The sequence below is a fragment of the Candidatus Poribacteria bacterium genome (assembly GCA_021295715.1).
Classification (GTDB): Bacteria; Poribacteria; WGA-4E; order WGA-4E; family WGA-3G; genus WGA-3G.
In genome coordinates, this window is sequence record JAGWBV010000009.1 from 34,908 (window position 1) to 56,890 (window position 21,983).

At 48.2% G+C, this 21,983-nt stretch carries 19 protein-coding genes; 4 read left to right on the plus strand and 15 right to left on the minus strand.

Translation table 11 applies throughout. The annotated features are described in order from the left end of the window. Nucleotides 1-26 precede the first annotated feature (26 nt). The 3 genes from J4G07_04625 (at nucleotide 27) to J4G07_04635 (ending at nucleotide 4,319) form a co-directional block, all read left to right on the plus strand. Nucleotides 27-2,396 (plus strand): VCBS repeat-containing protein, encoded by a 2,370-nt coding sequence (locus J4G07_04625; protein ID MCE2413264.1) that lies wholly within the window; start codon nucleotides 27-29, stop codon nucleotides 2,394-2,396. Then, nucleotides 2,393-3,871 (plus strand): nicotinate phosphoribosyltransferase, encoded by a 1,479-nt coding sequence (pncB, locus tag J4G07_04630; protein ID MCE2413265.1) that lies wholly within the window; start codon nucleotides 2,393-2,395, stop codon nucleotides 3,869-3,871. Before J4G07_04625 ends, pncB begins: the two co-directional genes overlap by 4 nt. A 187-nt stretch (nucleotides 3,872-4,058) precedes the next feature. Further along, on the plus strand, nucleotides 4,059-4,319 hold the full coding sequence (locus J4G07_04635) for a hypothetical protein (protein MCE2413266.1): 261 nt from the start codon (nucleotides 4,059-4,061) through the stop codon (nucleotides 4,317-4,319). Nucleotides 4,320-4,417: 98 nt separating this feature from the next. On the opposite strand, the gene J4G07_04640 is transcribed toward J4G07_04635, so the two are convergent. The 3 genes from J4G07_04640 to J4G07_04650 all read right to left on the minus strand — a co-directional run bounded on the left by J4G07_04640 (nucleotide 4,418) and on the right by J4G07_04650 (nucleotide 7,823). After that, nucleotides 4,418-6,496, minus strand: a complete 2,079-nt coding sequence (locus J4G07_04640; protein MCE2413267.1) for a tetratricopeptide repeat protein — start codon at nucleotides 6,494-6,496, stop codon at nucleotides 4,418-4,420. A gap of 104 nt (nucleotides 6,497-6,600) precedes the next feature. Further along, complete coding sequence (locus tag J4G07_04645) at nucleotides 6,601-7,221, minus strand: zf-HC2 domain-containing protein (protein MCE2413268.1); 621 nt, start codon at nucleotides 7,219-7,221, stop codon at nucleotides 6,601-6,603. Between the two features lie 20 nt (nucleotides 7,222-7,241). Then, nucleotides 7,242-7,823, minus strand: a complete 582-nt coding sequence (locus J4G07_04650) for a sigma-70 family RNA polymerase sigma factor (protein MCE2413269.1) — start codon at nucleotides 7,821-7,823, stop codon at nucleotides 7,242-7,244. A 335-nt stretch (nucleotides 7,824-8,158) separates the two neighbouring features. Between J4G07_04650 and J4G07_04655 the strand changes: the two genes are divergently transcribed. After that, the gene (locus J4G07_04655) at nucleotides 8,159-9,190 is read left to right on the plus strand and encodes a DUF3500 domain-containing protein (protein MCE2413270.1); all 1,032 of its coding nucleotides are present in this window, start codon (nucleotides 8,159-8,161) and stop codon (nucleotides 9,188-9,190) included. 129 nt (nucleotides 9,191-9,319) lie between these two features. Here the strand turns inward: J4G07_04655 and J4G07_04660 are convergent, their stop codons facing one another. The 12 genes from J4G07_04660 to moeB all read right to left on the minus strand — a co-directional run bounded on the left by J4G07_04660 (nucleotide 9,320) and on the right by moeB (nucleotide 21,778). After that, nucleotides 9,320-10,165 carry a hypothetical protein gene (locus J4G07_04660; GenBank protein ID MCE2413271.1) on the minus strand — a complete coding sequence of 282 codons (846 nt, stop codon included), beginning with the start codon at nucleotides 10,163-10,165 and terminating at the stop codon, nucleotides 9,320-9,322. A gap of 14 nt (nucleotides 10,166-10,179) precedes the next feature. After that, on the minus strand, nucleotides 10,180-11,739 hold the full coding sequence (locus J4G07_04665) for a PQQ-binding-like beta-propeller repeat protein (protein ID MCE2413272.1): 1,560 nt from the start codon (nucleotides 11,737-11,739) through the stop codon (nucleotides 10,180-10,182). 29 nt (nucleotides 11,740-11,768) lie between these two features. Further along, nucleotides 11,769-12,953: a hypothetical protein gene (locus J4G07_04670; GenBank protein ID MCE2413273.1), complete on the minus strand. Its 1,185-nt coding sequence runs from the start codon at nucleotides 12,951-12,953 to the stop codon at nucleotides 11,769-11,771. Nucleotides 12,954-13,055: 102 nt separating this feature from the next. Continuing rightward, complete coding sequence (locus J4G07_04675; GenBank protein MCE2413274.1) at nucleotides 13,056-13,376, minus strand: YbjQ family protein; 321 nt, start codon at nucleotides 13,374-13,376, stop codon at nucleotides 13,056-13,058. Continuing rightward, nucleotides 13,376-14,500 carry a DSD1 family PLP-dependent enzyme gene (locus J4G07_04680; protein ID MCE2413275.1) on the minus strand — a complete coding sequence of 375 codons (1,125 nt, stop codon included), beginning with the start codon at nucleotides 14,498-14,500 and terminating at the stop codon, nucleotides 13,376-13,378. The genes J4G07_04675 and J4G07_04680 overlap by 1 nt, the downstream gene beginning before the upstream one ends. Nucleotides 14,501-14,655: 155 nt before the next feature. Continuing rightward, the gene (locus tag J4G07_04685) at nucleotides 14,656-15,609 is read right to left on the minus strand and encodes a fumarylacetoacetate hydrolase family protein (GenBank protein MCE2413276.1); all 954 of its coding nucleotides are present in this window, start codon (nucleotides 15,607-15,609) and stop codon (nucleotides 14,656-14,658) included. A gap of 154 nt (nucleotides 15,610-15,763) precedes the next feature. After that, nucleotides 15,764-16,582, minus strand: a complete 819-nt coding sequence (locus tag J4G07_04690) for a phytanoyl-CoA dioxygenase family protein (GenBank protein ID MCE2413277.1) — start codon at nucleotides 16,580-16,582, stop codon at nucleotides 15,764-15,766. A gap of 60 nt (nucleotides 16,583-16,642) precedes the next feature. Further along, nucleotides 16,643-17,260 (minus strand): adenylyl-sulfate kinase, encoded by a 618-nt coding sequence (cysC, locus tag J4G07_04695; GenBank protein ID MCE2413278.1) that lies wholly within the window; start codon nucleotides 17,258-17,260, stop codon nucleotides 16,643-16,645. A gap of 262 nt (nucleotides 17,261-17,522) precedes the next feature. Next, on the minus strand, nucleotides 17,523-19,226 hold the full coding sequence (locus J4G07_04700) for a CRTAC1 family protein (GenBank protein ID MCE2413279.1): 1,704 nt from the start codon (nucleotides 19,224-19,226) through the stop codon (nucleotides 17,523-17,525). A 224-nt stretch (nucleotides 19,227-19,450) separates the two neighbouring features. Beyond that, entirely contained in the window at nucleotides 19,451-20,155 is a 705-nt protein-coding gene (locus tag J4G07_04705) for a hypothetical protein (protein MCE2413280.1), read from the minus strand. 143 nt (nucleotides 20,156-20,298) lie between these two features. Continuing rightward, nucleotides 20,299-20,541, minus strand: coding sequence for a zf-TFIIB domain-containing protein (locus J4G07_04710; protein MCE2413281.1), 243 nt, complete (start codon nucleotides 20,539-20,541; stop codon nucleotides 20,299-20,301). Between the two features lie 49 nt (nucleotides 20,542-20,590). Beyond that, the gene (gene moeB / locus J4G07_04715) at nucleotides 20,591-21,778 is read right to left on the minus strand and encodes a molybdopterin-synthase adenylyltransferase MoeB (protein MCE2413282.1); all 1,188 of its coding nucleotides are present in this window, start codon (nucleotides 21,776-21,778) and stop codon (nucleotides 20,591-20,593) included. Nucleotides 21,779-21,983 lie beyond the last annotated feature (205 nt).

Below are 21,983 nucleotides of genomic sequence, written 5' to 3' on the forward strand. Positions count from 1 at the left end.
ATCCTGATTCAGAAAAGAAAACAGATATGCGATCGACTTTTTATATTTTCCTTATCTTCCTCATCAGTATCGGATGCAATACGGATGCACCGCAGCGTGATGTGAATCCTCAAGTCATGGCATACTATCAGAAAGGCATAGACGCGCTGGACATGAATAACTTCGTGGAAGCGGAGAAAGCGTTTCAGGCGTGTCTGCAGATTGATGCCAATGCCCACGATGCACGCATGTTGCTCGCACGGACTTATGTTAGACAACAAAAATTTGCTCGTGCTGAAAATACGTTGCAGACGCTGATAGAATTGGTTAAACAGGTTCCCGAAGCGAAAGATACACTCTCCAAAGCGTATCTAACGTTGGCACAGGTTTACAGTTATCAACAACGCTTTTCTGATTCTACGACTGCGCTCACCAATGCGTTGGAGGTGAATCCTGACGATACCGAGGCGCGTATCAGACTCGGTTACTTCTTAGGCGCGCCACAACAGATGCTTGTCCCGGATCTTTCTGCATCTAAAAGACAGTTTGAAAAGGTACTGGAACTCGAACCGAATAATCTGGAGGCGATGCTCCAACTCGGTTTAGCCGAATTTCGACTCGGTGAAGCAGACAAAGCCGCTGAACGGTTTGAAAATATTATCCGAAATTATCGTCGGCATTCGGGTGCGTACTACTATCTCGGTGTCTATCATCTCCGACACGGCGCGCCTGAAAAAGCCGTTGAGAATTTCAAGGAATCGCTCCGCCTGAAACCGCGCGATCCCGAAACTTTATGGAACTTATGGACAGCATATAGTCAACTCGGTGGTTATCCAGAGGAATTGCCAGAGGAATTTAAAATCCAAAGGGAATGGAAGCAGGAGGGAAGGGTGGAAGCAGAAGGGAAAGGTGGAAGTCCAGTCTTCCAATCTTCCAATCTTCCATCCAAAAGCCAATTCACCGATATGGCACCCGACTTAAAAATGGACAAAGTCGATGGCGGGCGCGGCAGTGCTTGGGGGGACTATGATAATGATGGAGATTTAGACATCGTCGCTGTTGGCACGTATCAACCACACGCGCTTTTCCGTAATAACGGCGATGGCACTTTTACGAACACTGCAAATGAAGCTGGTATTGCTGATCCGAGAGGCGGTTGGGGTTCACTTTTCGCCGATTATGATAACGATGGCTATTCGGATCTCTACATCACGCGTGGCGGTTGGTCGGGTGCGGAAGAGAACACGCTCTATCACAACAACGGCGATGGCACTTTCACCGATGTCACACACACCGCAGGTGTTGCGGATCCGCAGAGTAGTTTCTGTGCCGCTTGGGGGGATTACGACAACGATGGCTACCTCGATCTCTATATTGCTAACGGTGTCATCGGTGATGGTGCGGCGAATGTCTTATATCGTAACAATGGCGATGGCACGTTCACAAATACAGCAGAAGCCGCAGGTGTCGCAGATACGGGCAATTCTCTTGGAACCGCTTGGGGGGATTACGATAAGGATGGACACATCGACCTGCATGTCATCAACTACGGACAATCCAATGTACTTTACCGCAATAACGGCGATGGCACTTTCACCGATGTCACCCCGACGACAGGTATGAACCTCCCTGTTACGGACGCTTTTGTTACCTTCTTTTTAGATGTAGATAACGATGCAGATCTGGACATTTTCATCTCTAACTCAGGCTCTTTTCAAGCCTTCATCGCGGGCCAAATCACAGGAACTGCCACACACGACGCTGATCGGCAAGTGCTTTATCGCAACAACGGTGATGGCACCTTTACAGATGTCACCCGTGAATCTGGACTCTATCACGCTTATGGCGCGATGGGCGCAAACTTCGGGGACATCAATAGTGATGGGTATCTTGATATATATCTTGCCACGGGCGCGCCACAGATGGGACGCCTCGAACGGGATGCGCTCTTCCGTAACAACGGTGATGGCACTTTTACCGATGCGACGGTGGCTCTGGGGTTAGGGAACATCGGAAAAGGACACGGCGTAACTTTCGGTGATATTGATACGGATGGTGATGTTGACATCTATGTTCCTGTCGGCGGCGCGTTTATCGGTGACCAGTGGCATAATCTCTTCTATCGCAACACTGGGACTGGAAACAACTATCTCACCCTAAAGTTGGTCGGGACCAAAAGTAATCGGGACGGGATTGGTGCTAAAGTCACCCTTCGCATGGGTGATGATGTAGTTTACCGAGAAGTCAGTGGCGGGTGTGGATTTGGATCGACCAATAGTCTATCACTTGAGATCGGGCTTGGGACCCACAGGAAAGTCGATACTCTTGAGATTATCTGGCCCTCTGGTCAAGTGGATACGCATCGGAACCTGTCTGTCAACCAGAGACTCGTTGTCACCGAGGGAGAGGACCTATGAAATCCATTGGACGGAAGGAAGGAGCAAAATTGGAAGAGGGGAAGGATGGAAGGATGGATGCCCCCCAATCTTCCAGTCTTCCAGTCTTCCAGTCTTCCCCACCGAGATCCGCCTTGCTCATAGAAGATAATATGTCCCTTTTTGTTGATTACTATCAACTCACAATGGGGCAAGCAGATTTCAATGCCCAGAGCGATACACCAGAGAGGTCTAACACTTGCACGGCGAACTATTACGTCCGCGAAATCCCGCAAGGTGAGTATCTTATAACGGCTGGATTGGAACAGGTTATTCATTACGTTTTAAATTTACGCTTCACTGATGCCACACTTGATTGGTTGGCACGACGGGGTGATCTGAGTCCTGAATATCTTGCCACTCTTAAAGACTTCCGCTTTGATGGTTCCATTTTTGCTGTCCCTGAAGGCACGCTTGTTTTTCCGAATGAACCCATTATCAATGTCACGGGTCGCTCCAGGGATGTCCAACTTTTTGAGACATATCTGCTCTGTGTCATGAATTTTCAGACGCTGATTGCCACAAAAGCGTCACGGATTGTAGGAGCCGCACGAGGCAGACCGGTATTCGACTTCGGTGCGCGGCGAGCACACGGCAGAGATGCAGGAATCCTTGCCGCCCGTGCCTCTTTCATCGGGGGCACGAGCGGGACATCGTTAGTGCTTGCTGGACAATATTTCGATATACCTTACGTTGGGACGATGGCGCATAAGTTCATCTCCGAACGTCCTACCGAATTAGCAGCCTTCCGCGATTACGCGACAACCTTTCCGAACAATACCACTCTTCTGATTGATACGTATGATACACTTCAAGGAGCGAAAAACGCTTGCGTTGTCGCAAAGGAGATGGAGGGACGCGGCGCAAGATTACGCGCCATCCGATTGGACAGCGGCAACCTCTTAACGCTCAGTAAAGAGGTCCGCCGTATCCTTGATGCTGCAGGACTCGATTATGTCCAAATCATCGCGAGTCATGAACTCGATGAATTCCAGATAGATACGCTGCTCAAAAACGGTGCACCGATCGATAGTTTCGGCGTAGGCACACGGCTCGCGACGGGTGCTAATTTCGATCCAATCACTGGTGAAGGCGGAACCTCTGCGCTCAGTGGTGTTTACAAGTTGGTCGAAAGTGACGGCAGACCTGTCGGGAAACAGTCGCTTGATGAACCCTCTAAAGCCACGATACCGGGCAAAAAGCAGATCTATCGCAGTGCTGATGCAGATGGGAATTACGTTAGGGATTGCATAACACTCTGGGATGAACCTATCTCTGAGGGGCAGCCCCTGCTAATTCCGATTATCCGAGACGGGGCGTTGGTATATGATTTTCCGAATCTGCATGACATCCAAACACGAACAACCGCAGAACTCAAAAAATTGCTGGATTCCCATAAAGGTTTAACGGAGGCAAAACCTTATCCTGTCGAGTTAGATTCGGTTTTGAGGAGTTGATTTGCATATCCCCGTGTGGAAGTCGAAATTCATGTGATGATATAATTTCACAACTTTGGATTTGCCAAAATGTAGTTAATGCGTTATAATGGGATATGGATCGAAAGATAACGCCCCCATATAATTAAGCATGCTCCTTAACATATAGAATAAACATCGGGATTTCCATGCGAAAGGAGAAAATAAAATGACCCCTCAAGAATTATACGAATTGTTGTCAAAGCAGATAACTGAAATGGATGCCCGATTTACGCAACAACTCACTGAAATGGATGCACGACACACGAGGCAATTTGAGACCCTTGATAGTCGGCTTCTGAATGTTGAGGTAGATGTCGCTGAAATCAAAGGACGTAAAGCCGGATGGGAGTCTGCTCGAAATTGGATAGCCACTGGTATTGCTCTTGTTGCTCTCGGGGTCGCGATAGCAGTGGCACTATGGAAGTAACCAACACGAGCAGCGGCGTGCTAAAAACTTTAGGCACTCATCCTGATTCAGACAATCAACACCCGCCAATTCCAAAACAAAATACTGACTGCTAATCGCTATTGATTAGGTTCTGCTTTTTCTGTTCCAAGCCGTTTTCGATTTTCTTTGATAAACCGCATCACTGCATCCGAATCAGTAGCATGTAAATCTCCGATCGCACTCGCTTCTTCTATGAGCATCGCCATTTGCACAGGATTGTCCGTCAGTAGACTTTCTGCCCTTTTGTAATAGTAAGCTGCCTGTGCAGGCTCACTTTGATTTTCACAAATAGTGGCGAGATAGACGTAAGCGGCGGCGAGACGTGGCGACTGTGTCCGGTTTTGAATGAATTCCTCGAAAGCGAAACGAGCCTCGCTATAGCGTCTGTCATCGTAATGGACACGTCCAATCCGAAACTGTGCCCTATCGGAGAAACTGTCCTTATATCCCCCCGCGAGGTAGCGATCCCGTTCTGGATATCCAATCGTCGTTTCGTAGGCATGCAGTGCTTCGTTGTAGCGGTTCAGTTTTCTGTAGAGTTCACCCAACTGAAAGTTTGCCATCATTGCTTGCAAGGTGTTCGGATGCGTTTCAATAACTTTTTTGTGTGCCTGAATTGCTTCATTATGCATAGAGAGTTGCTCAGCGTAGATGAGTCCGCTGCGATAGAGTGCCTCGGCGGCATGTGTCAAATCAGCGTGGTGTTTCGATACCTCTTGATATGCCTCAATCGCCTTTGGATAGTCCTGTAACGGCTTCCGCTCGTAAATAGTCCCAATTTGCAACCGTGTACGCGCAGCCTCTATGGGTGCCAAGTTTTGGTCTTGGAGTTTCTCACGGAGAATTTCGATGGCTGTAAGCTGCTGAAGTGTCGGCAGTCGTTCCGCCGCCTGTTCTGCTTGCGGCGTATGCGGTGCTGTGGCAATGAGATGTCGAGCGATACTTAAAGCTTCAGAGAAGTCTCGATCTGCACTCGCTTTGTTCAACCGCTCTAATTCCGTTTCCGACATCTCTTCTGCGAGTTCCTCTATTTTCCTACCGATCTGCGCTTTCACCTCAGGTATGCTTTTGTCATGCATTGAGATCTGTCCTAAATACCCCGGATCGAGTTGCGGTAGATAGGCATGAAGAAACGTTTCAAAAGCCTCTATTGCTTTCGGATAATTCAAAGTTTTTTCATAGCAAACGCCTGTCCAATAGAGAACGGCATGCATATTCCAGAAGTTCGGGTATCTCTGTTTCAATTTCTCAAAGATGGGGATTGCTAAGGAATGCTTCTCGGCTGTGCGATGGATATTTGCCATTTGGAAGAGTGCCTCCGCAGCGAAATTGCTCGTGGGGTAATCTTCAATGACTTTTCTGTAGGTTGCCATTGCTAAAGCCGATTGGTTCAGAACGGTATGCCGTAAATGTGCGATGCGCCACCTCGCTTCTGGTGCCATAATCGTATCAGGATGTGCTTGTAGAAGTGATGCATATTCCTCAATTGCCTTTTCGGGCTGATTGAGTTGGGAATGATTCCGATAGAGTTCAGCGATCTGAAATTGAGCGATGGCGGCAAGGGGTGTGCCATTATATTGGATCGCAATACGCTGCTGTTCCCTTAGGTCAGAGAGTGCGTTGTTAATATCACGTATCTTCCGTAAACCGGTTTTATGCACGAAATGCGAGGCAGGTGCAAGTTTAATCAATCTATCGTAAGTTTGGATAGCGTCATGGTAATTGCCCATACGGCTATGGACATCACCTTTTTTGATAATGGCGAGGAAGAGTTCCTCGGCAGCAAGCCCATTTTTCTCTTCGGAGGTCACGCCATCACTATCATCGTGCTGGCGTGCCTCCGACAGTTTTAGAATTTTATCGTAAGCCTCGATTGCTCTGGTATACTGGTGCGTATAGTTATAGTGGATCTCGCCAATCTGGGAGTAGCACCAACTTTTTACAGTAATGTCTTTGGCAGATTCCGCGAGTGCCTCCAGTCTATCATTGGCTTCGGTGTAGTCTCCTGCCTGAATTAAGACGTGCACCTCTTCAAAGTGAGCATAAGCAAACGGACAGAGGAGAATAACCAGCAGCACGTGTGAGAGAAATATAAGTCCTCTATAGACCTGTTGCTCCACTGGAGCAAGGAAGCTGCTTCCACATTTTTTTCTCATTGGCCTCCGGGTATGGATCCAACCGCTGTCTCTAACACTTTGCGAGCCGTTAAAAAGGAGTGGTGGCCAGGTGTTAATCATTTAAAAATGCTCTTGTTATTCCGCTATGGCGTGTTTAAGGTTCCGGATTGCAGGTTCTGAAGATGGGCATCTGCAACCTTCAGCCAATTGGTCCCATGCGCGTGCTCCTTCATCCGATGGAGCCGGCTTTCTGTTTCCCACGCATCATTTCGGAGATGATGTGTGATGAACGCCTCTTCTAAATTCCGTTGGATGTCCTGCTGACGATACTGTTCGATCCGGGCGACAGCGGATTGCGTATCAGGCAACAACTGCTCGGGTTCTGGTGAAAAGAGTTCTCCCCATAGAAGAGCGATCGTGATCAAGGCAATCACAACAGTACTCGCAGCAGCAGTTCTATACCAGTGGAAGAAGGAACCGAAGTTAGGGATGGATGCGCGCACCCGCGAAAGCAGCGTTCGTTCGTGTGCCGCGGCGAGACGTTTGTACACATTCATTTCAATGTCTTGTAAAGCGAGTTCAGGCACACGCAATTCTGCTTGTGCCGTGTCTGTCAATTGTAGGACAGCACGAAAAGATTGAACTGCTTCGGTACAGTCGGGGCAGTCCTTGAGGTGTACTTCGAAGGGCTCTTCTTCTTCTGGAGGCAGAAGTTTAGAAGCGTAATCAACCGCTTGCCCTTCGGATTTTATACATTTAGGCATAATAAATGCTTCTCCTTTCTTTAAATTTCATTATTTTCCCAGAGGGGACGCAACAATGTTTGTAGACGTTTTACTGCACGGTGAAGGTGAATCTTTACGGTTCCTTCCGCCATATCCAGCGTTTCAGCGACTTCTTTAAGTTGTAAACCTTCATATCGACTTAACATAAAGACGGCTTTCTGTTTCGGGGAGAGCTGATCGACCGCCTCACGGATGATACGTCCGCGTTCCTGCTCTTCTACTTGCTGGACAGGGTCGCTGTGCAGATCGGTGGCAACGAGGTTCGCTTCAGGGATTTCCATATCCTCCAAGGCATAGACAGGATGCCGCCCTTTCGTGCGGTGATAATCAATAGCGAGATTGGACGCGATTTTATAGAGCCAGGTTGAAAACTTGGCTTTCGGTTGCCAATTGTCAAGGGCGCGGTATGCCTTAAAAAAAACTTCGATGGTGATATCCTCGGCATCCTCATAATTTCTGACAGAGCGCAGAAGGTACGAGAAAATCTTGGCTTTGTAGCGTTTCATCAACTCATCAAAAGCGTTTTGGCGACCGGATTGAAACTGGGCAACTAACATTTCATCGTCAATCAATTTGTCCATAATTCCCGCTATAAACATGCCGCCCGCTGGGGCTAAAATGCGCCCAAATCTACATCTCTATTCTCTCTGACTTCTTAAACGGAAGCGGTTTAAATAAGTTTACAAAATTTATGATCGATTGTCAAGAATCTTATTCTGCTACAGAGCCATTCAGTTTTATCGAGAAAAGGTATTGACTCTTTTTGTAGATTTTGCGATACTATTTACAGTTGACGTTATGACTGTTACAATCTTTGGCGAAAGCGCGTAAGTGCAATCAACGGGCGCGCTGGGTCTACGAGAAGGCATGTCAAATCCTGAACTCATCTGACCGAACCGGAAGGAAAAATTAAAAAATGGCACACACACATACCGATCCCGAACATAAGCCTTTGTTTATTCCCGCTTCGGCGACAGCGGAACAGATGGCACAAGCAGCAGGCAACTTTTTGGATACACTAACGCCTGCACTCCGTCAAAAGACAGCACTTCCATTTGATGGGAATGAACGACTCCGGTGGCACTACATTCCGATCGAAATGTGGGAACGGGAAGGCGTTTCTCTCAATGAACTCAATACAAAGCAGCAGGAAGCGGCGTTCGCTCTCATGCAAAGCGGCTTGAGTGTGAAGGGTTACCAGAAAGCCCGTGCAATTATTAATTTGGAAACAACGCTTGGCGAGATTGAAAAAGCCGCTGGCGAGGCACGATTGGTCCGAGATCCTGGACTCTATTTTTTCACCGTTTTCGGCGATCCGACCGGTAATGGCGCATGGGGATGGCGTGCTGAGGGGCACCATGTCTCACTCAATTTTACCGTTGTCAATCGTGAACTTATTTCGCCGAATCCGTCTTTCTTCGGCTCGAATCCGGCAGAGGTACCCCAAGGTGACAAAAAGGGATTAAGAGTACTTTCCGCCGAGGAAGATATGGCGCGCCAACTCCTTACAAGCCTGAATGATACACAGAAGGGGCAAACAATCATCAACGCAGATGCACCCTCCGATATTTTGACCCGTGACGTGCCTAAAGTTGAGTTTGAGGCTGTTGAGGGATTAGCCGCAGAATCTATGGAAACATCCCAGCGCGAACTCCTGATGAACCTCGTCCATGAATACATCGACAGACTCCCTGATGAAGTCGCGCACATCGAACTCCGAAAATTACGCGAGGGGAGTGTTAACGATATCCATTTCGCTTGGGCGGGAGGAGAGTCTCCGAAGACACCACACTACTATAGGCTACACGGTCCATTCTTCTTTGTAGAGTATGACAATACGCAGAACAATGCGAACCACATCCATTCCGTGTGGCGGCACATCGCAGACGATTTTGGTGTGGATCTGTTGCGGTTACACTATCACAAATCCGACCATCACGATCATTAGAGATCGGCTATCGGCAGTCGGTGAAATGGCAGTCAGCCGTCAGGTCGGTTTTTCTGCGAAAAACCTCTCAGCAGTCGGTAAGAAAAGAGGGCGTTTTGTAACGCTTGCGTCTTTGCTGACTGCTGCTTGCTAATTGTGAATCGCCTTGAGCTGCCCCCATGTTGTGGCTAACTTGTTGGCGGGTTCAACGGCAAGTTGTTCATCGGTAAGGACGACCAAACCCGTATGCTCCGAGTTCTTTCCGAAGACAATAGAATGGGTATACCACCCACTCCATCCCTTCTGTCCCTCTTGTCCTGCTTCTCTATCCCCATCATTCACGCAGATACCGAGTCCGAATTCAAAGCCTTCGCTGAATTTCTTACCTTTTACCTGCAGCTCCTCGGCTGTGAATCTAATTTCGTAGTAAGTTTCCTTTTCATCCTCGTTTCGGACAACCGCGATATCTTCGTCTGGGACGATACCTGCACCGCCGGGATTCTCATTGAGTGCATTTTGGATAATGTTTTCCGCTTTATCATCTAAGCCGACATTGTAGAGAAACATCTGCTGTCCAGCGGTTCGTTTGCCACTCATTTCAAAGGCAAGTTGCGCACCATCACCGTTCCACGCGGCGGCAGCAGCGTGTTCGTGTTCGTCATCATCAACGGCGATCGCGAGATAAATTGCCTCGGGTTTCCAGAGAATCGCGAAACAGGTTTGATGGTCATCGGGTCCTTTCCACTTTCCACCATTGTGCTCTTCAAACACATTTCCAGAGTATTCGACACCACAGAAAATAGTTCCATCGGTCCCTTTAACTGTTTCAAAGACCCCTTCCCAATACTCGCTGAAATCACCTATCTTAATGTCAACACCCGGTGGGATTGTAAACGCATTGTAAACGTCATGAGTTTTACTACGCCACTGCGCGTATGTTATCGTGTTTGAGATTAAAATGAGTAGAGCCGTTGCGATTAAAATATACTTTTTCATTTTCTTGCTCCTGATTACCGATTACCAATAATTTTATCAGTATCATCGTCGCCAAAACAGAAAATATATCGGTCGCTTGAGCCGATGTAAAGCGAGCCGTTGGCAACTGCAGGGGACGAATACAGCTCTATGTTTCTATTAATTATTCCCGTATCAAATTCCCACTGCACCTTTCCATTGTCAGTGGAAAGCGCGTAGATGTATCCGTTTTTCGTTGCCGCATAGATAGTATCCATCGTTACAGCCGGTGAGGAAACAACGGGTCCACTGAGGTTAGTTTTCCAGTTGAGTTGTCCATCTGTTGACTGGAGAGAATAGACATACCCATCACGCGAACCGAAGAAGATGTAACCGTTCTGAACGGAAATAGCCGTTAGGACGGCATCTTCTGCTTCATGTTCCCATACGATGTCGCCAGTTTCTGTGTCGAGAGCAACAACTTTACCTGCGGGTATCGGATCACTATCCGAAAAGTTACCCCTTCCAAGCCCAAAAAAGACTATATCTTCATCTGCACTGGGACTTCCCCACACAGGATACGGCATCTGTTTTGACCATATCTCAGCCCCTGTTTGCGCATCAACAGCATAAATCTTATAATCCCCATAGCCTGTGCCGAAGTAAACCTTGTCCTTATGCAAAACAGGCGACATATCGGCGTGAACGGCTGGATAGTGCCAAATTTGTTCTCCCTCTAATGCATCAATACAGTAGACCCCATCAGCACCTGCTGTAAAATAGAGTTTCCCCTGACTGATGAATGGCGTTGATTCAACGTGACTCGTTGTTTGGAACGACCAGATAAGTTCACCCGTGCGGGCATCAAGACATCGGAGGTGACAATCGCTGTCGTGGTGATACCCCTCACCGATGTAAACCCTACCACCAGCGACTGCAGGCGATGAAAATATTGGGGTCGGAGAAGTATACCGCCAAAGAATCTTCTGCGATTCTGTATCAATACAGTAAGTCGCGCCGCCTAACGAAAAAATTGAGCCGTGCGCGGAACCGATATAGAGTCGGTTGCCAACAACCGCTGGAGATGAGGAGAAGTCAACCGCCATCGGCTCTTCATCTTTGAAAACCCATGCGGGGGTTCCGATCGTTGGTCCTGAGAGGGTATCCACATGCCCAGTTCGGCTTTTTCCACCTCGGAAACTTGACCAAGACCTGTTCGCCTGTGTGTTCCCTATTTCCGTTCTGTGCACCTTTGCTTCAGGGGATGATGCGATTGGAACTAAGGTCATCCGAACGAATGTATAGGATCCCCAACCAAATCCAACGAGGAAAATTATACTTAGAACAGAGGCGGTGACTTTATGGGCAGTTGCAAAGTCCCGGAATTTATAGAAAAGCATTTTGGTCGTGTCACGTGCGAACACAAGTCCAGTGATAAGTGCAACACCAACAAAAGCAAGGATCTGCGGGACGATGCTTAGCAGTGCTGTGAGCGGTCCCAGCAGCTGCGGAATGACTGCGTGTGCAGGTTTTGCAGAGGTATCTAAGAAAATAAAGAGGAGACCCAGTAGAATGGCTATCGGAAACCGATGGCTATTCTTTATTCTCTGTTTCAATTTCGCTTTTCTCATTTGATTTCCCCCCGCTATTCGGATTCTTCCAAAAATCGGACAGCGAAATGCACCAAATTCTCAAGCATTCGACGGTTCTTAGAGACCTGCGACCCGCTCTGGTTGCGGAGGTTCGTAACGAGATACATCCCTTTGCCGTGTTTCAACTTAGCGACGACGATCTCTTTACCGGCATTAGTTGTCGCGAGGATCTCATATTTTTCGTTCCATCCCCTCCATGAATCATCAAGTGAAAGTTGCCCTGATCGGATACGGTTCGGTGACTTAAAGAGTTCACCAGCGTAGCGGGTGGTTTGAAAATCGTTCCGAGATGGGCTTTCCACGCCCGTAAGCGGTTCGGGTAGCCAACCACTACCGCAGGGACGTTCCTTATCACTATCCTGTCCAGAGGCGATAACAATACCCCCGTTTTTCACGAATTCCTTAATCCGATTCTCCTGTTTCTTGTTAAGCCGGTATCTCCCTTCGGAAAGTGAGCGGAATCCGATCCATAGAATGTCTGCTTCGCTGAGGGTCGGTAGATTCCGGTCAGTCGTCGCATGATAAGCGAGATCGAAGTCTGCTACTGCATCAAGTTCACCGATCGCGCGAGGTTCTGCGTCATATCTATCCGTTTTGAGTAGCAGGAGTTCCAACGCGTCGCCACTGAGTAAGTTACGCAATTCTTCTTGAAAATCGGATGTTGAATCTCGCTTTGAGACCTTGTCTCTGTTGAGGTATTTCTCAAAGTGCGTAAAGAGCCACCAGCCCCACTCTGTGCGTTCCTTGTTCTTCGTCGTGACCTGGGTTTGGAACCATCTTCCTCTTGTATGTGCGAGACTATCAATACGTCCACCCTTTTTCAGGTAAAAGACAATAATCGGTTCGTCTGCTTTCAGGAAATGGATAATCTCGTCTCTGTGGTCTGCCTCTCCCTTGTAGACATCGAACCGAATCCGAATCTCCTGAAATTCGCTCGTGCCTTTAAGGTTTTCTTCGACCTTAACCTTCGCAGTTTTTCGTTCGACGTTAACCTCCGAGACCGTCCCGAATACGACATTGGTGCTTTCCGCAACGATTTGCCTGATGGTGTACCGTTTTGCGATGTAACCTTCTACTGGTGCCTGTATCAGCATGAGGAAAGTCACAACAAGCAAACTGGAAAGGTAACCAAATTTCTGGATGGTGTTTAATTTAAAGATAGAATGGGGTGTTCTCATTTTTTAATTTCTCCTTGCGGTAAAGAATCGCTTTTCTCCATATTTTCCTGGGATACGCGTATCCCAAAGAAAATCGGCGTTACAAACCCCTCCCACGAAAGTTCATTCCGTTTTGACAGCCGTTCCAGTCGCTGTCACCATTAGCATACCGTTATTGGCACCAAGAACCTGGTAATCAATGTCAATACCGACGACAGCATCAGCACCTTTGCGCTGTGCTTCTGCTTCCAATTCTTGGAGAGCGGTTTCACGGGCTTCCCCGAATTTACTTTCATAGGCTCCTGAACGGCCACCGACAAAGTCTGTGATACTTGCCAGAAAGTCGCTAAAAACGTTTGCCCCCATGATAGCTTCACCCGTAACAAGTCCGAGATATTGTCGAATCTGCCTGCCTTCAATGGTGTTTGTGGTTGTCGTAATCATTACTGCGATTTTCCTCTCGCTGCGATGTTCCACACAGATTCGACAATCCCGTTGCGGATGCCGTAATATCTGTCGTGGAGATTCACCGTTGTGCAGCAATGTGATGGTAAAATTTCAAGTTTATCCCCCGGGGTGAGGGAAACATTGGTATCGGACCCCTGCCCAACAGTTTTTAAAGTGCCGTGTTCTTCAGAGAGTCCTGTCATCTCTACGCCTGTTATACCGATCGGTTGCGGAACCCCGAACTCTTTTGCAAGCACTTTCAAGCCTGTATCTACTATGATTCGATGTGGGTCTGGACAACTCACAACTGTTGCCAATACAGACAACGAACAGTCGAATTGATCTCCGACACCTTCTACGTTTCGGTAGGTGGAATCCATGAAGATGTAAGAACCCGCTTGGACCTCTGTCATCTCTGGGATACTTCCCGTGATGTTAAAGGTCCCGGTGCCACCACCACTCATGATGGAAACCTCAACACCATGCTTTTCGAGGTAGTGTTTCGCGTCAATCAGATGTTGCATGGCTTCCCGCACGTTTGCTTTTCGTTCCTTCAGGTCTGGCTTTGCAACGGTATGCCCCTCGTAACCCATTAACCCCTCAAACTTCAGGCTTGAACTTTGGCGAATCTGGTTTGCCAGTTCTAATGCCGGTTTACCTGATTCAACACCACATCGGTTCATGCCGACGTTCACTTCCACTAACATCCTGATGGTTACGCCTTTAGCGGCAGCCGCATCGGAGATGGCTTGCACGTTCTGAGGATTGTCGACAGCGACCATAATCTCTGAGTGCCGCGCGAGGTTGATGAGCCGAGCAATCTTATGTGAACCGACGATTTGGTTCGCGATTAGCACATCTCGAACGCCAGCGTGGATGACTGCTTCTGCCTCACCGAGTTTCGCACAGGTAACGCCGATGGCACCCGCGGCAATCTGTTTGTGCGAGATAATAGGGGTTTTATGCGTCTTCACGTGAGGTCTCAGCATTGTGTTTACTGTGCTGAAGTAGTCCGCCATTGTCTGTATGTTGGCTTCCATTTTGTCCAGATCAATGAGCAACGCCGGCGTGTCTAATTCCGTTTTGTGCATGCCGATGAAAGGTTCAGTGTTGGTGTTCATTTTTTAATTATTCCTTGCGGTTCGGTCAGGTGGGTTTGATGCATAAAGCGTCTTTCCGTATATCCGCCTGCGCCGGTGTTGCAGGCTGCTTTCTTTTGCTAATTTTGACGAGGCAGATACCCCGCGCCTATTAATCCCAGACGTTATGCAGACTCTTAGAGTTGCTTAACAGGGTTTGACAGCGTGCCGAACCCATCAATTTCTATCTTGACAGTATCATCTGGAGCAAGCGGCAAGTCGTTCGGGACGATGATGCCCGTGCCTGTTGAAACGATAGTGCCAAACGGAATCGGGTTATCCCGCATCAGGAATTCGGTGAGTTCTTCAAACTTCCAATTGATTTGAGACGTGTTGACCTCACCTTGATAGATAGCGTCTCCATCACGAAGAACGGTGCACTGCATCTCAAGGTTATAGGGATCGTCCACTTCGGAGGGTGTTAGGAACATGGGACCGAGTGCACAGCATCCATAGAACACTTTGGATTGTGGGAGATAGAGCGGGTTATCGCGTTCAATGTCCCATGCGGATACGTCGTTACAGAGGGTATAACCGATGATTTCACCGTTGTTACCAAGCACATAGGCGAGTTCTGGTTCGGTTGCTGTCAAGGCAGAATCGCTTCGAATGCCGATAAAGCCGTTGGGTCCGACGCATCGCGTGGGGGTCGCTTTGAAGAATATTTCTGGACGGTCAGCGGAATAGACACGACTATAGATGTCCTGTTCACTGTCGTCATCACGCATGTCCGCACTCCGTTTGTAGGTTACCCCGCATCCCCACACTTCAGGCGAATCAATCGGGGATAGGAGATGTGGGACATTTTCATCAGGGGCGACATCTAATTTTTTGAGCGTGAGCCCTTCGGGTTCGGTCGGTTCGTTTCCTGCTTCTGGAAGTGCACGGAGTTGCATCGGTGGGGGTGTTGCCACTTTCTCTTGGATGTCGGCAAGTATGACACCAACGCTTATCTGTTCCCTGTCAGCAAGCTCTAACACCTCTAAGACACCGGGTGATTCCTCGCTCGTTACGTCTATCACTTCTTCATCACGGGTGACAATCCCAACTCGCTTGCCTAAGTTCGGTAGATGAAATTGAATAAGTTTCATTTTTTAATTTTACCTTGCGGTTCGGTCAGTAGGGTTAGATGGGGAACGCGCCCCTCCGTAGATCCGTCCTCCACTTCGTTACGGACTACGCACATCGGTTCATGATTCAAAGATTTTTAATTTTCCCTTGCGGATTTTTAATTTTACCTTGCGGTTAGGAAAATTCGAGTTGTGCCCAAGCTTTTGCATCCTTAACGATTGCATCCGGCATCGTGTGTGAATGGAGTAGATGCCCTTGGGTCGTCCGAAGCGTCGGTTGTGTGGCATCTTGATAACGCCAATCTAAACTCCATCGGATATGTGAAGCGCGGTTCGGTAACCCGCGGTGGAACAGAAGATTACTGAAAATGACGACATCCCCCGGCAGAATTTGAACACGGACGGCATCCGCCTCAACGGGTTTGATATAATCATCTTGTATGCGTAGATAGTACTCGTCCTTTTCGTGTGGAACGACACCCCACTTATGGCTTCCGGGAATGAATTCCATACACCCGTTTTCAACGTTGACTGGCACTAAAGGCGTCCAGACATTCATCATCCGCAAGACATCCGCCTTTTTTGAGGTATAACCGGCATCTTGATGCCATAGGACCTCTGTTCGTTTGTTCTCCGGTAGCTTCGGACGCACCGAGTAGTTAGGGTATAATCGGATCTCTGGACCGAGGATAATGCCAGCGAGTTCAAGGAGGGCGGGGTGTGCGAACACACCGAAAAAGCCTTCCCGATGGAGTTCCGGGCGAAAAATAGTTGGGCTTTCGTCGGGATAGTTTTCGTAGAGCCGAATGAGACGGGTTTCAAAAGCGGCATCGGGATAGGTGTCTGTCAATTTTCCTTCCGCATACCGGCGCGATGCCAGTTCAGCGACTAACGCCTCACACTCGTGTTTAACAGCCTCAAGCGTTACGGGTTCCAAAACGCCGCGCAGGATAGCGAACCCGTTCTCATTGAAGTTCCTGATAACTGATTCCATTTTCAGGTCTCCCTCTCTGCGTGGCATTTTTCGTGTTAACCGTCTATCTCTGTTTCTCGTCTAATTTCCACTCGGAACTAAACCGGCTTTCACAAGAGATGAGACAACAACCTGCGCGGATTCTTCAAGCGAAAGCTCAGCTGTATTCACCGTGACCTCTGGATCAACAGGGGGTTCGTAAGGCGCACTAATGCCCGTAAACTCCTTAATCTCTCCAGCCCTCGCTTTTTTGTATAAGCCTTTCGTATCGCGTTCTTCACAGACTTCAAGCGGGCACTCCACGAAAACTTCAACGAATCTACCTGCAGCAATCAACTCTCTTGCCTGATCTCTATCGGCGCGATAGGGCGAAATGAAGGCTGTCATAACGATGGTGCCGGCATCTGCAAAAAGTTTCGCCACTTCACCGATGCGTCGGATGTTTTCCTCGCGATCTTCGGGTGAGAAACCCAGATTCTTATTCAAGCCATGGCGGACGTTGTCGCCGTCCAAGACGTAGGTGTGATGCTGTTGTTGATGTAATACCTGTTCAACGGCGTTTGCTAACGTCGATTTACCTGAACCGGAGAGACCTGTAAACCAGATCACACAGCCTTTCTGATTCAGCAATTTTTCTCTATCTTCTGCCGTGACACTCGCGTCGTGCCACGTAATATTGGTTGCTTTCTGTTGAGCCAATCGATTATTCCTCACATATTTTAGGATTCATAAAATTGAGGCGTTCCGAACTTGCCCCTACAATCAAGGGTAATTACGGTACAATTATACGCGTAGAAATCGATAAAGTCAACATAAATCACCGAAACTCTCGATATTCCGATTCCAATCGGATTTTACTAATTTTGTTAAACTTCATCTGGGGCTAAAGACGAGGGATGGCATGCGTAAGTCCTACCCAAATTTGATCCGATGAAGGGAACTCATATCTATGGAAATGGACTTAGTTCAATGGATCTTCAACAACGTGAATAATTTGGTTTACGGGACTCTCGGCATCTGAGAAATCAAGCTTTTGGGTGTGTCCACTTTGCCATCTTACTTCGATCGATTGAATCGTTTTCTGGGCACCGATGCCGAAAAGGAGCGTTCGCTCACTACCAGAGGCGTAACTTCCACCACACGTTAGCTCTCTGAAGAGCGTCATTTCATCTGTATGAACCCACACCTTCGCACCGATTCCATCGCGGTTGCTTCCGGTCCCGACGAGACGAATTTTCACAGAGTTGTGGACTTGGGAATCGTTCCGCAGCAAAACAGGGGATTCATTACAACAGGTAATAAGAATATCCATCGCGCCATCGTTGTTATAATCACCAACAGCGACACCGCGCCCAACAATGGGACGTTTGAAGAACTGACCCGCTGTCTCAGATAAATCTTTGAATTCTCCTGTTCCTGTGTTCCCAAAAATCTGGCAGTGTTGCCTGTAGGAGAGCGATGGCGTAATCTCTGATACGTTGTCCCACACGTGCCCATTTGCAACGAAAAGTTCCAGAGAGCCGTTGTTATCTGCATCAATGAATTCGGTCCCGAATCCGAGTTTTGAGAAACCTGGATCAGCGAGTCCTGCTTCAAAGGTTGTCATCGTATAAAAACCGTCATTATTATTGCGGAAGAGACTATTGATTTCCAGAGAGAAATTCGTAACGAAGAGATCTTGAACGCCGTCGTTATCGTAATCGCCGGAAGCGATCCCCATACTCGCTGTTGCACGACCTTCTGAATTATAGGCGACCCCTGCGGTGATGGCGACATCTGTGAATGTGCCATCCTTGTTGTTCTGGTAAAGGAAATCGGGAACAGCGTCGTTCGCAACGAAAATGTCAGGATAACCGTCGTTGTTATAGTCTGTAAAGAGCACCCCTAACCCTTTACCGGTGTTGCGAACGCCGGCGCGAGTCGTAACGTCTGTGAATGTGCCATCCCCGTTGTTCCGATAAAGTGTATCACGCGCACCCGGGTATTCATGGGGACCACAATAAATATGAACACCTCCCAGAAAGCACGCATGGGCGGTCTCTAATTGATAATCCAAATAGTTTGTTACATAAAGGTCGAGGTGTCCGTCGAGGTTAAAATCTCCGAAGGACGCGCTAACACTCCAGTTGCCGTCCCCAACCCCGGCGTGCGACGTAACATCGGTGAAGGTACCGTCCCCATCGTTCCGATAGAGTTGATTCCGACCAAAGTTCGTGAGATACAGATCGGCATCGCCGTCATTGTCGTAGTCTGCCGCGAGACATCCCATGCCGTAACCGTAGTTTTGCTGAAGTCCGGCTGCTGCTGTGGTATCAACGAATGTTCCATCACCTTCATTACGATAGAGGACGTTCATGTGGTTAGGGTCTCTGTAAAGTTGAGACGCGCCGCTGAGTGCGCCGCTATTGACGAGATATATGTCGAGGTGTCCATCGTTATTGTAGTCGAAAAAGAGTCCACCGGATCCCATCGTTTCCGGTAGGTATTTCTCTTTGGATACGCCGTTAGTGTGTTTGAAATGGATACCTGCTTGCTGCGTCTGCTCAGTGAAGTGGAGTGTCGTTTCAGCAGCGGACGGACTCACAGTATAGCAGATGAGTATCAGGGAGATGAGTGGGAGAGTCCCTGTTTTGGGAGCGGGCGAGAGATAACAGTCGTTTTTCAATTTTTCCGTAATGTGCGATAGTAATTGTCTGAATCAGGATTTACTGGATTCAAGGATTTTCAGGATTACAGACGCGCCGCGGTTGAGAATCGTCTCTCATCGAAATATCGAAATATTTTCTGAAACTTCATAAAGTTTGTGCTACAAAAGAGGAGTGGGCGTAAGTTCTGCCTGTTAAAAATAAAAGCACCCAACGAGTGGGTGCTTTTAAGTGTTTGTTCACCTTAGAATCCGCCTTTGAGCGCACCCCAAGTTGTCGTGAGTTTGTTTTGCGCTTCAACAGCGGTCTGTGGATCGGTTTCATTCGGATCGAATTCAACATCCGTTGTCGCGAAAATTTTATCGAAGTATGTGCCGTCTTCGCGATGCGCGATGTGGAGTGTGTGGTCACCCGCGTCCAATTCCACGGGGACAGGATCGTCACCGTGCTGGACAAGTTCGGTTCCCTCAAAGGGACCGTCGCGCGTATTCAACCGGAACCAGACCCAATCGGTTGTATAGTTAACCCGGAGAGACTCTACTTCAAAGAAGTCCCAGATATTCATCGTGGCATTATTGGCAGATTCGATATCCCCATCAGCGGTATCGAATGCCCAGTAGGCAGAATTATCGCCGACTGACGGAGCAATTACACGTCCCCAGAAGTGCCAATCGTCCGCTTCGACTGTGAATTCATATTTCACCCAGTCCCCACCATCGTTTGTAACGCCGTTGTGTGAACCGATGTAAGCACCACCGGATGCTTCTGTAACACTGTAATCGTCTACACCTTCAGCGGCGTTACCGGGGTGATCGGTCGGGACATTAAAGACTTCAAATTTTGTGCCGTTTGAATCGTTGAAGTTCTCCGCTTCCCAACTAATATATTTTTGTGCGAATGCCGGTGAAACAATGAGACTCAGCATCGCCAATAAAATGATCGTTCGCATTAACAACAAACCTCCTTAGAAGAGTGGATTAAAGTTACTATAGCACATTAGAAAAAAACATGCTACTTTTTTCTACATTTGGTTTCGTAAAATGATTTGAAAATCGCTTCCACTGTGATAGAAAACAGTGTGTATTCTGTACGTTACATGAGCGCGTCTTCGACTTCTTCAGGGAGTTCGACCGTCCCTGGGTCAACATCAATGGGGTATTCGGTGCCGTAGACTTCAACGAGGTCATCAAAAGTGACGTTATCCACACGCTCAAGATCATCACCCGGATACACAAGCCAAACACCGTAACAGCCGTCACAACTGACGAGATCTACATCATCTTTTTCAATCGGAAACTGCGTCAACGGATTATTACAATCAGGACAAGGTAGCATATACTTCCCTCCGCGGAGTCGTTTCGATCACAAGATCGAGTGCTAAGGGTTAATCAGCGGCGGGGGCAAAGGTATCAGGATTTTCCGCCGCGGCATCATAATCATCAATCAACTTTGTAATGACGGGATTATCCCCACAAAGTGGACAGTTCTCATCTCGGTTGATTTTCATTTCACGATAGGTCATACCGAGTGCTTCGTATAGGACGAGCCTACCGATGAGGGATTCGCCGATACCGATAATGTATTTAATTGCTTCGGTTGCCATCATAACGCCAATTACGCCTGGGAGCACGCCCAGGACACCAGCCTCGCTTCAGCTGGGCACCATGCCCGGAGGGGGCGGTGTTGGGTACATGCATCGGTAGCACGGTCCTTCGTGCGGTTTAAAGAGCGATACCTGTCCCTCAAACTGGAAAATACTGCCGTGGACAATCGGCTTGTTCATCAACACAGCGGCATCGTTGACGAGATAACGTGTCGCGAAGTTATCGCATCCGTCAACAATGAGGTCGTATTCCGAGAAGATTTCTTCAACGTTATCTGCGGTCAGGCGGAGGTTATACGGCGTGATGTCGATATCCGGGTTCAGTGACTTGATTGTCGTTGTCGCGGATTGAACCTTTGGTGTGCCGACAGATTCTGTGCGGTGAAGTATCTGACGCTGGAGGTTACTGAGTTCCACAACATCGGAGTCGATAATACCGAGATGACCCACACCGGCAGCACCGAGATACACGCCTGCGGGGGAGCCTAAACCGCCTGCCCCGACCATTAAGACTTTAGCATCGAGGAGTTTTGCTTGTCCGTGTTCCCCAACCTCAGTGAGCATAAAGTGGCGACTGTAGCGATCGAGTTGCTCATGGCTCATCGGTTTATCTTGTGCTGTCGGGTAACCCGCTGCCATCCAATCGCGATATCCACCCGCAAGAGAAATGGTATCGGTGTACCCCATTTCGCGTAGGGATTTGGCAGCGAGAAGAGAGCGGAGTCCTGCTGCACAATAGACGATAACTTTTTGGTTTCGATCTGGGATGTAGTTTTCAACCGAGAATTCCAGCATTCCCCGTGTGACGTGCACGGCGTTCGGGATATAGCCGGCGCGATATTCATCTTCGTCACGCACATCGAGTAGCACAAAATCGCTGTCTTTTTCCTGTTCGCCTTTTACTTCGTCGACGGTTACCTCAGGGATTTCTGTTTTCGCTTCCTCAACGATTTGACTATAGGATTTCATGAAATTTTTCTCCTGCCGACAAGGAATATGAAGATTGCGAGTTTCATATTCTTGTTCCATTAATTTTTTTGCCTCTTGCATTTGCACAATTATATCACAATGGCGCGATATTGTCAATGTTTTATTTTGAAGTCATATTGAGTAAACCATAAGAATGTGGTAAAATAGGGATAGAAAAGGCGATACTTTCTGTCTCTTTCTTCCC

Coding starts and splice junctions, on each gene's coding strand:
- J4G07_04625 (MCE2413264.1), top strand. CDS start 27: ATGCGATCGACTTTTTATATTTTCCTTATCTTCCTCATCAGTATCGGA.
- pncB (MCE2413265.1), top strand. CDS start 2,393: ATGAAATCCATTGGACGGAAGGAAGGAGCAAAATTGGAAGAGGGGAAG.
- J4G07_04635 (MCE2413266.1), top strand. CDS start 4,059: ATGACCCCTCAAGAATTATACGAATTGTTGTCAAAGCAGATAACTGAA.
- J4G07_04640 (MCE2413267.1), bottom strand. CDS start 6,496: ATGAGAAAAAAATGTGGAAGCAGCTTCCTTGCTCCAGTGGAGCAACAG.
- J4G07_04645 (MCE2413268.1), bottom strand. CDS start 7,221: ATGCCTAAATGTATAAAATCCGAAGGGCAAGCGGTTGATTACGCTTCT.
- J4G07_04650 (MCE2413269.1), bottom strand. CDS start 7,823: ATGGACAAATTGATTGACGATGAAATGTTAGTTGCCCAGTTTCAATCC.
- J4G07_04655 (MCE2413270.1), top strand. CDS start 8,159: ATGGCACACACACATACCGATCCCGAACATAAGCCTTTGTTTATTCCC.
- J4G07_04660 (MCE2413271.1), bottom strand. CDS start 10,165: ATGAAAAAGTATATTTTAATCGCAACGGCTCTACTCATTTTAATCTCA.
- J4G07_04670 (MCE2413273.1), bottom strand. CDS start 12,953: ATGAGAACACCCCATTCTATCTTTAAATTAAACACCATCCAGAAATTT.
- J4G07_04675 (MCE2413274.1), bottom strand. CDS start 13,376: ATGATTACGACAACCACAAACACCATTGAAGGCAGGCAGATTCGACAA.
- J4G07_04680 (MCE2413275.1), bottom strand. CDS start 14,500: ATGAACACCAACACTGAACCTTTCATCGGCATGCACAAAACGGAATTA.
- J4G07_04685 (MCE2413276.1), bottom strand. CDS start 15,609: ATGAAACTTATTCAATTTCATCTACCGAACTTAGGCAAGCGAGTTGGG.
- J4G07_04690 (MCE2413277.1), bottom strand. CDS start 16,582: ATGGAATCAGTTATCAGGAACTTCAATGAGAACGGGTTCGCTATCCTG.
- J4G07_04705 (MCE2413280.1), bottom strand. CDS start 20,155: ATGCGAACGATCATTTTATTGGCGATGCTGAGTCTCATTGTTTCACCG.
- J4G07_04710 (MCE2413281.1), bottom strand. CDS start 20,541: ATGCTACCTTGTCCTGATTGTAATAATCCGTTGACGCAGTTTCCGATT.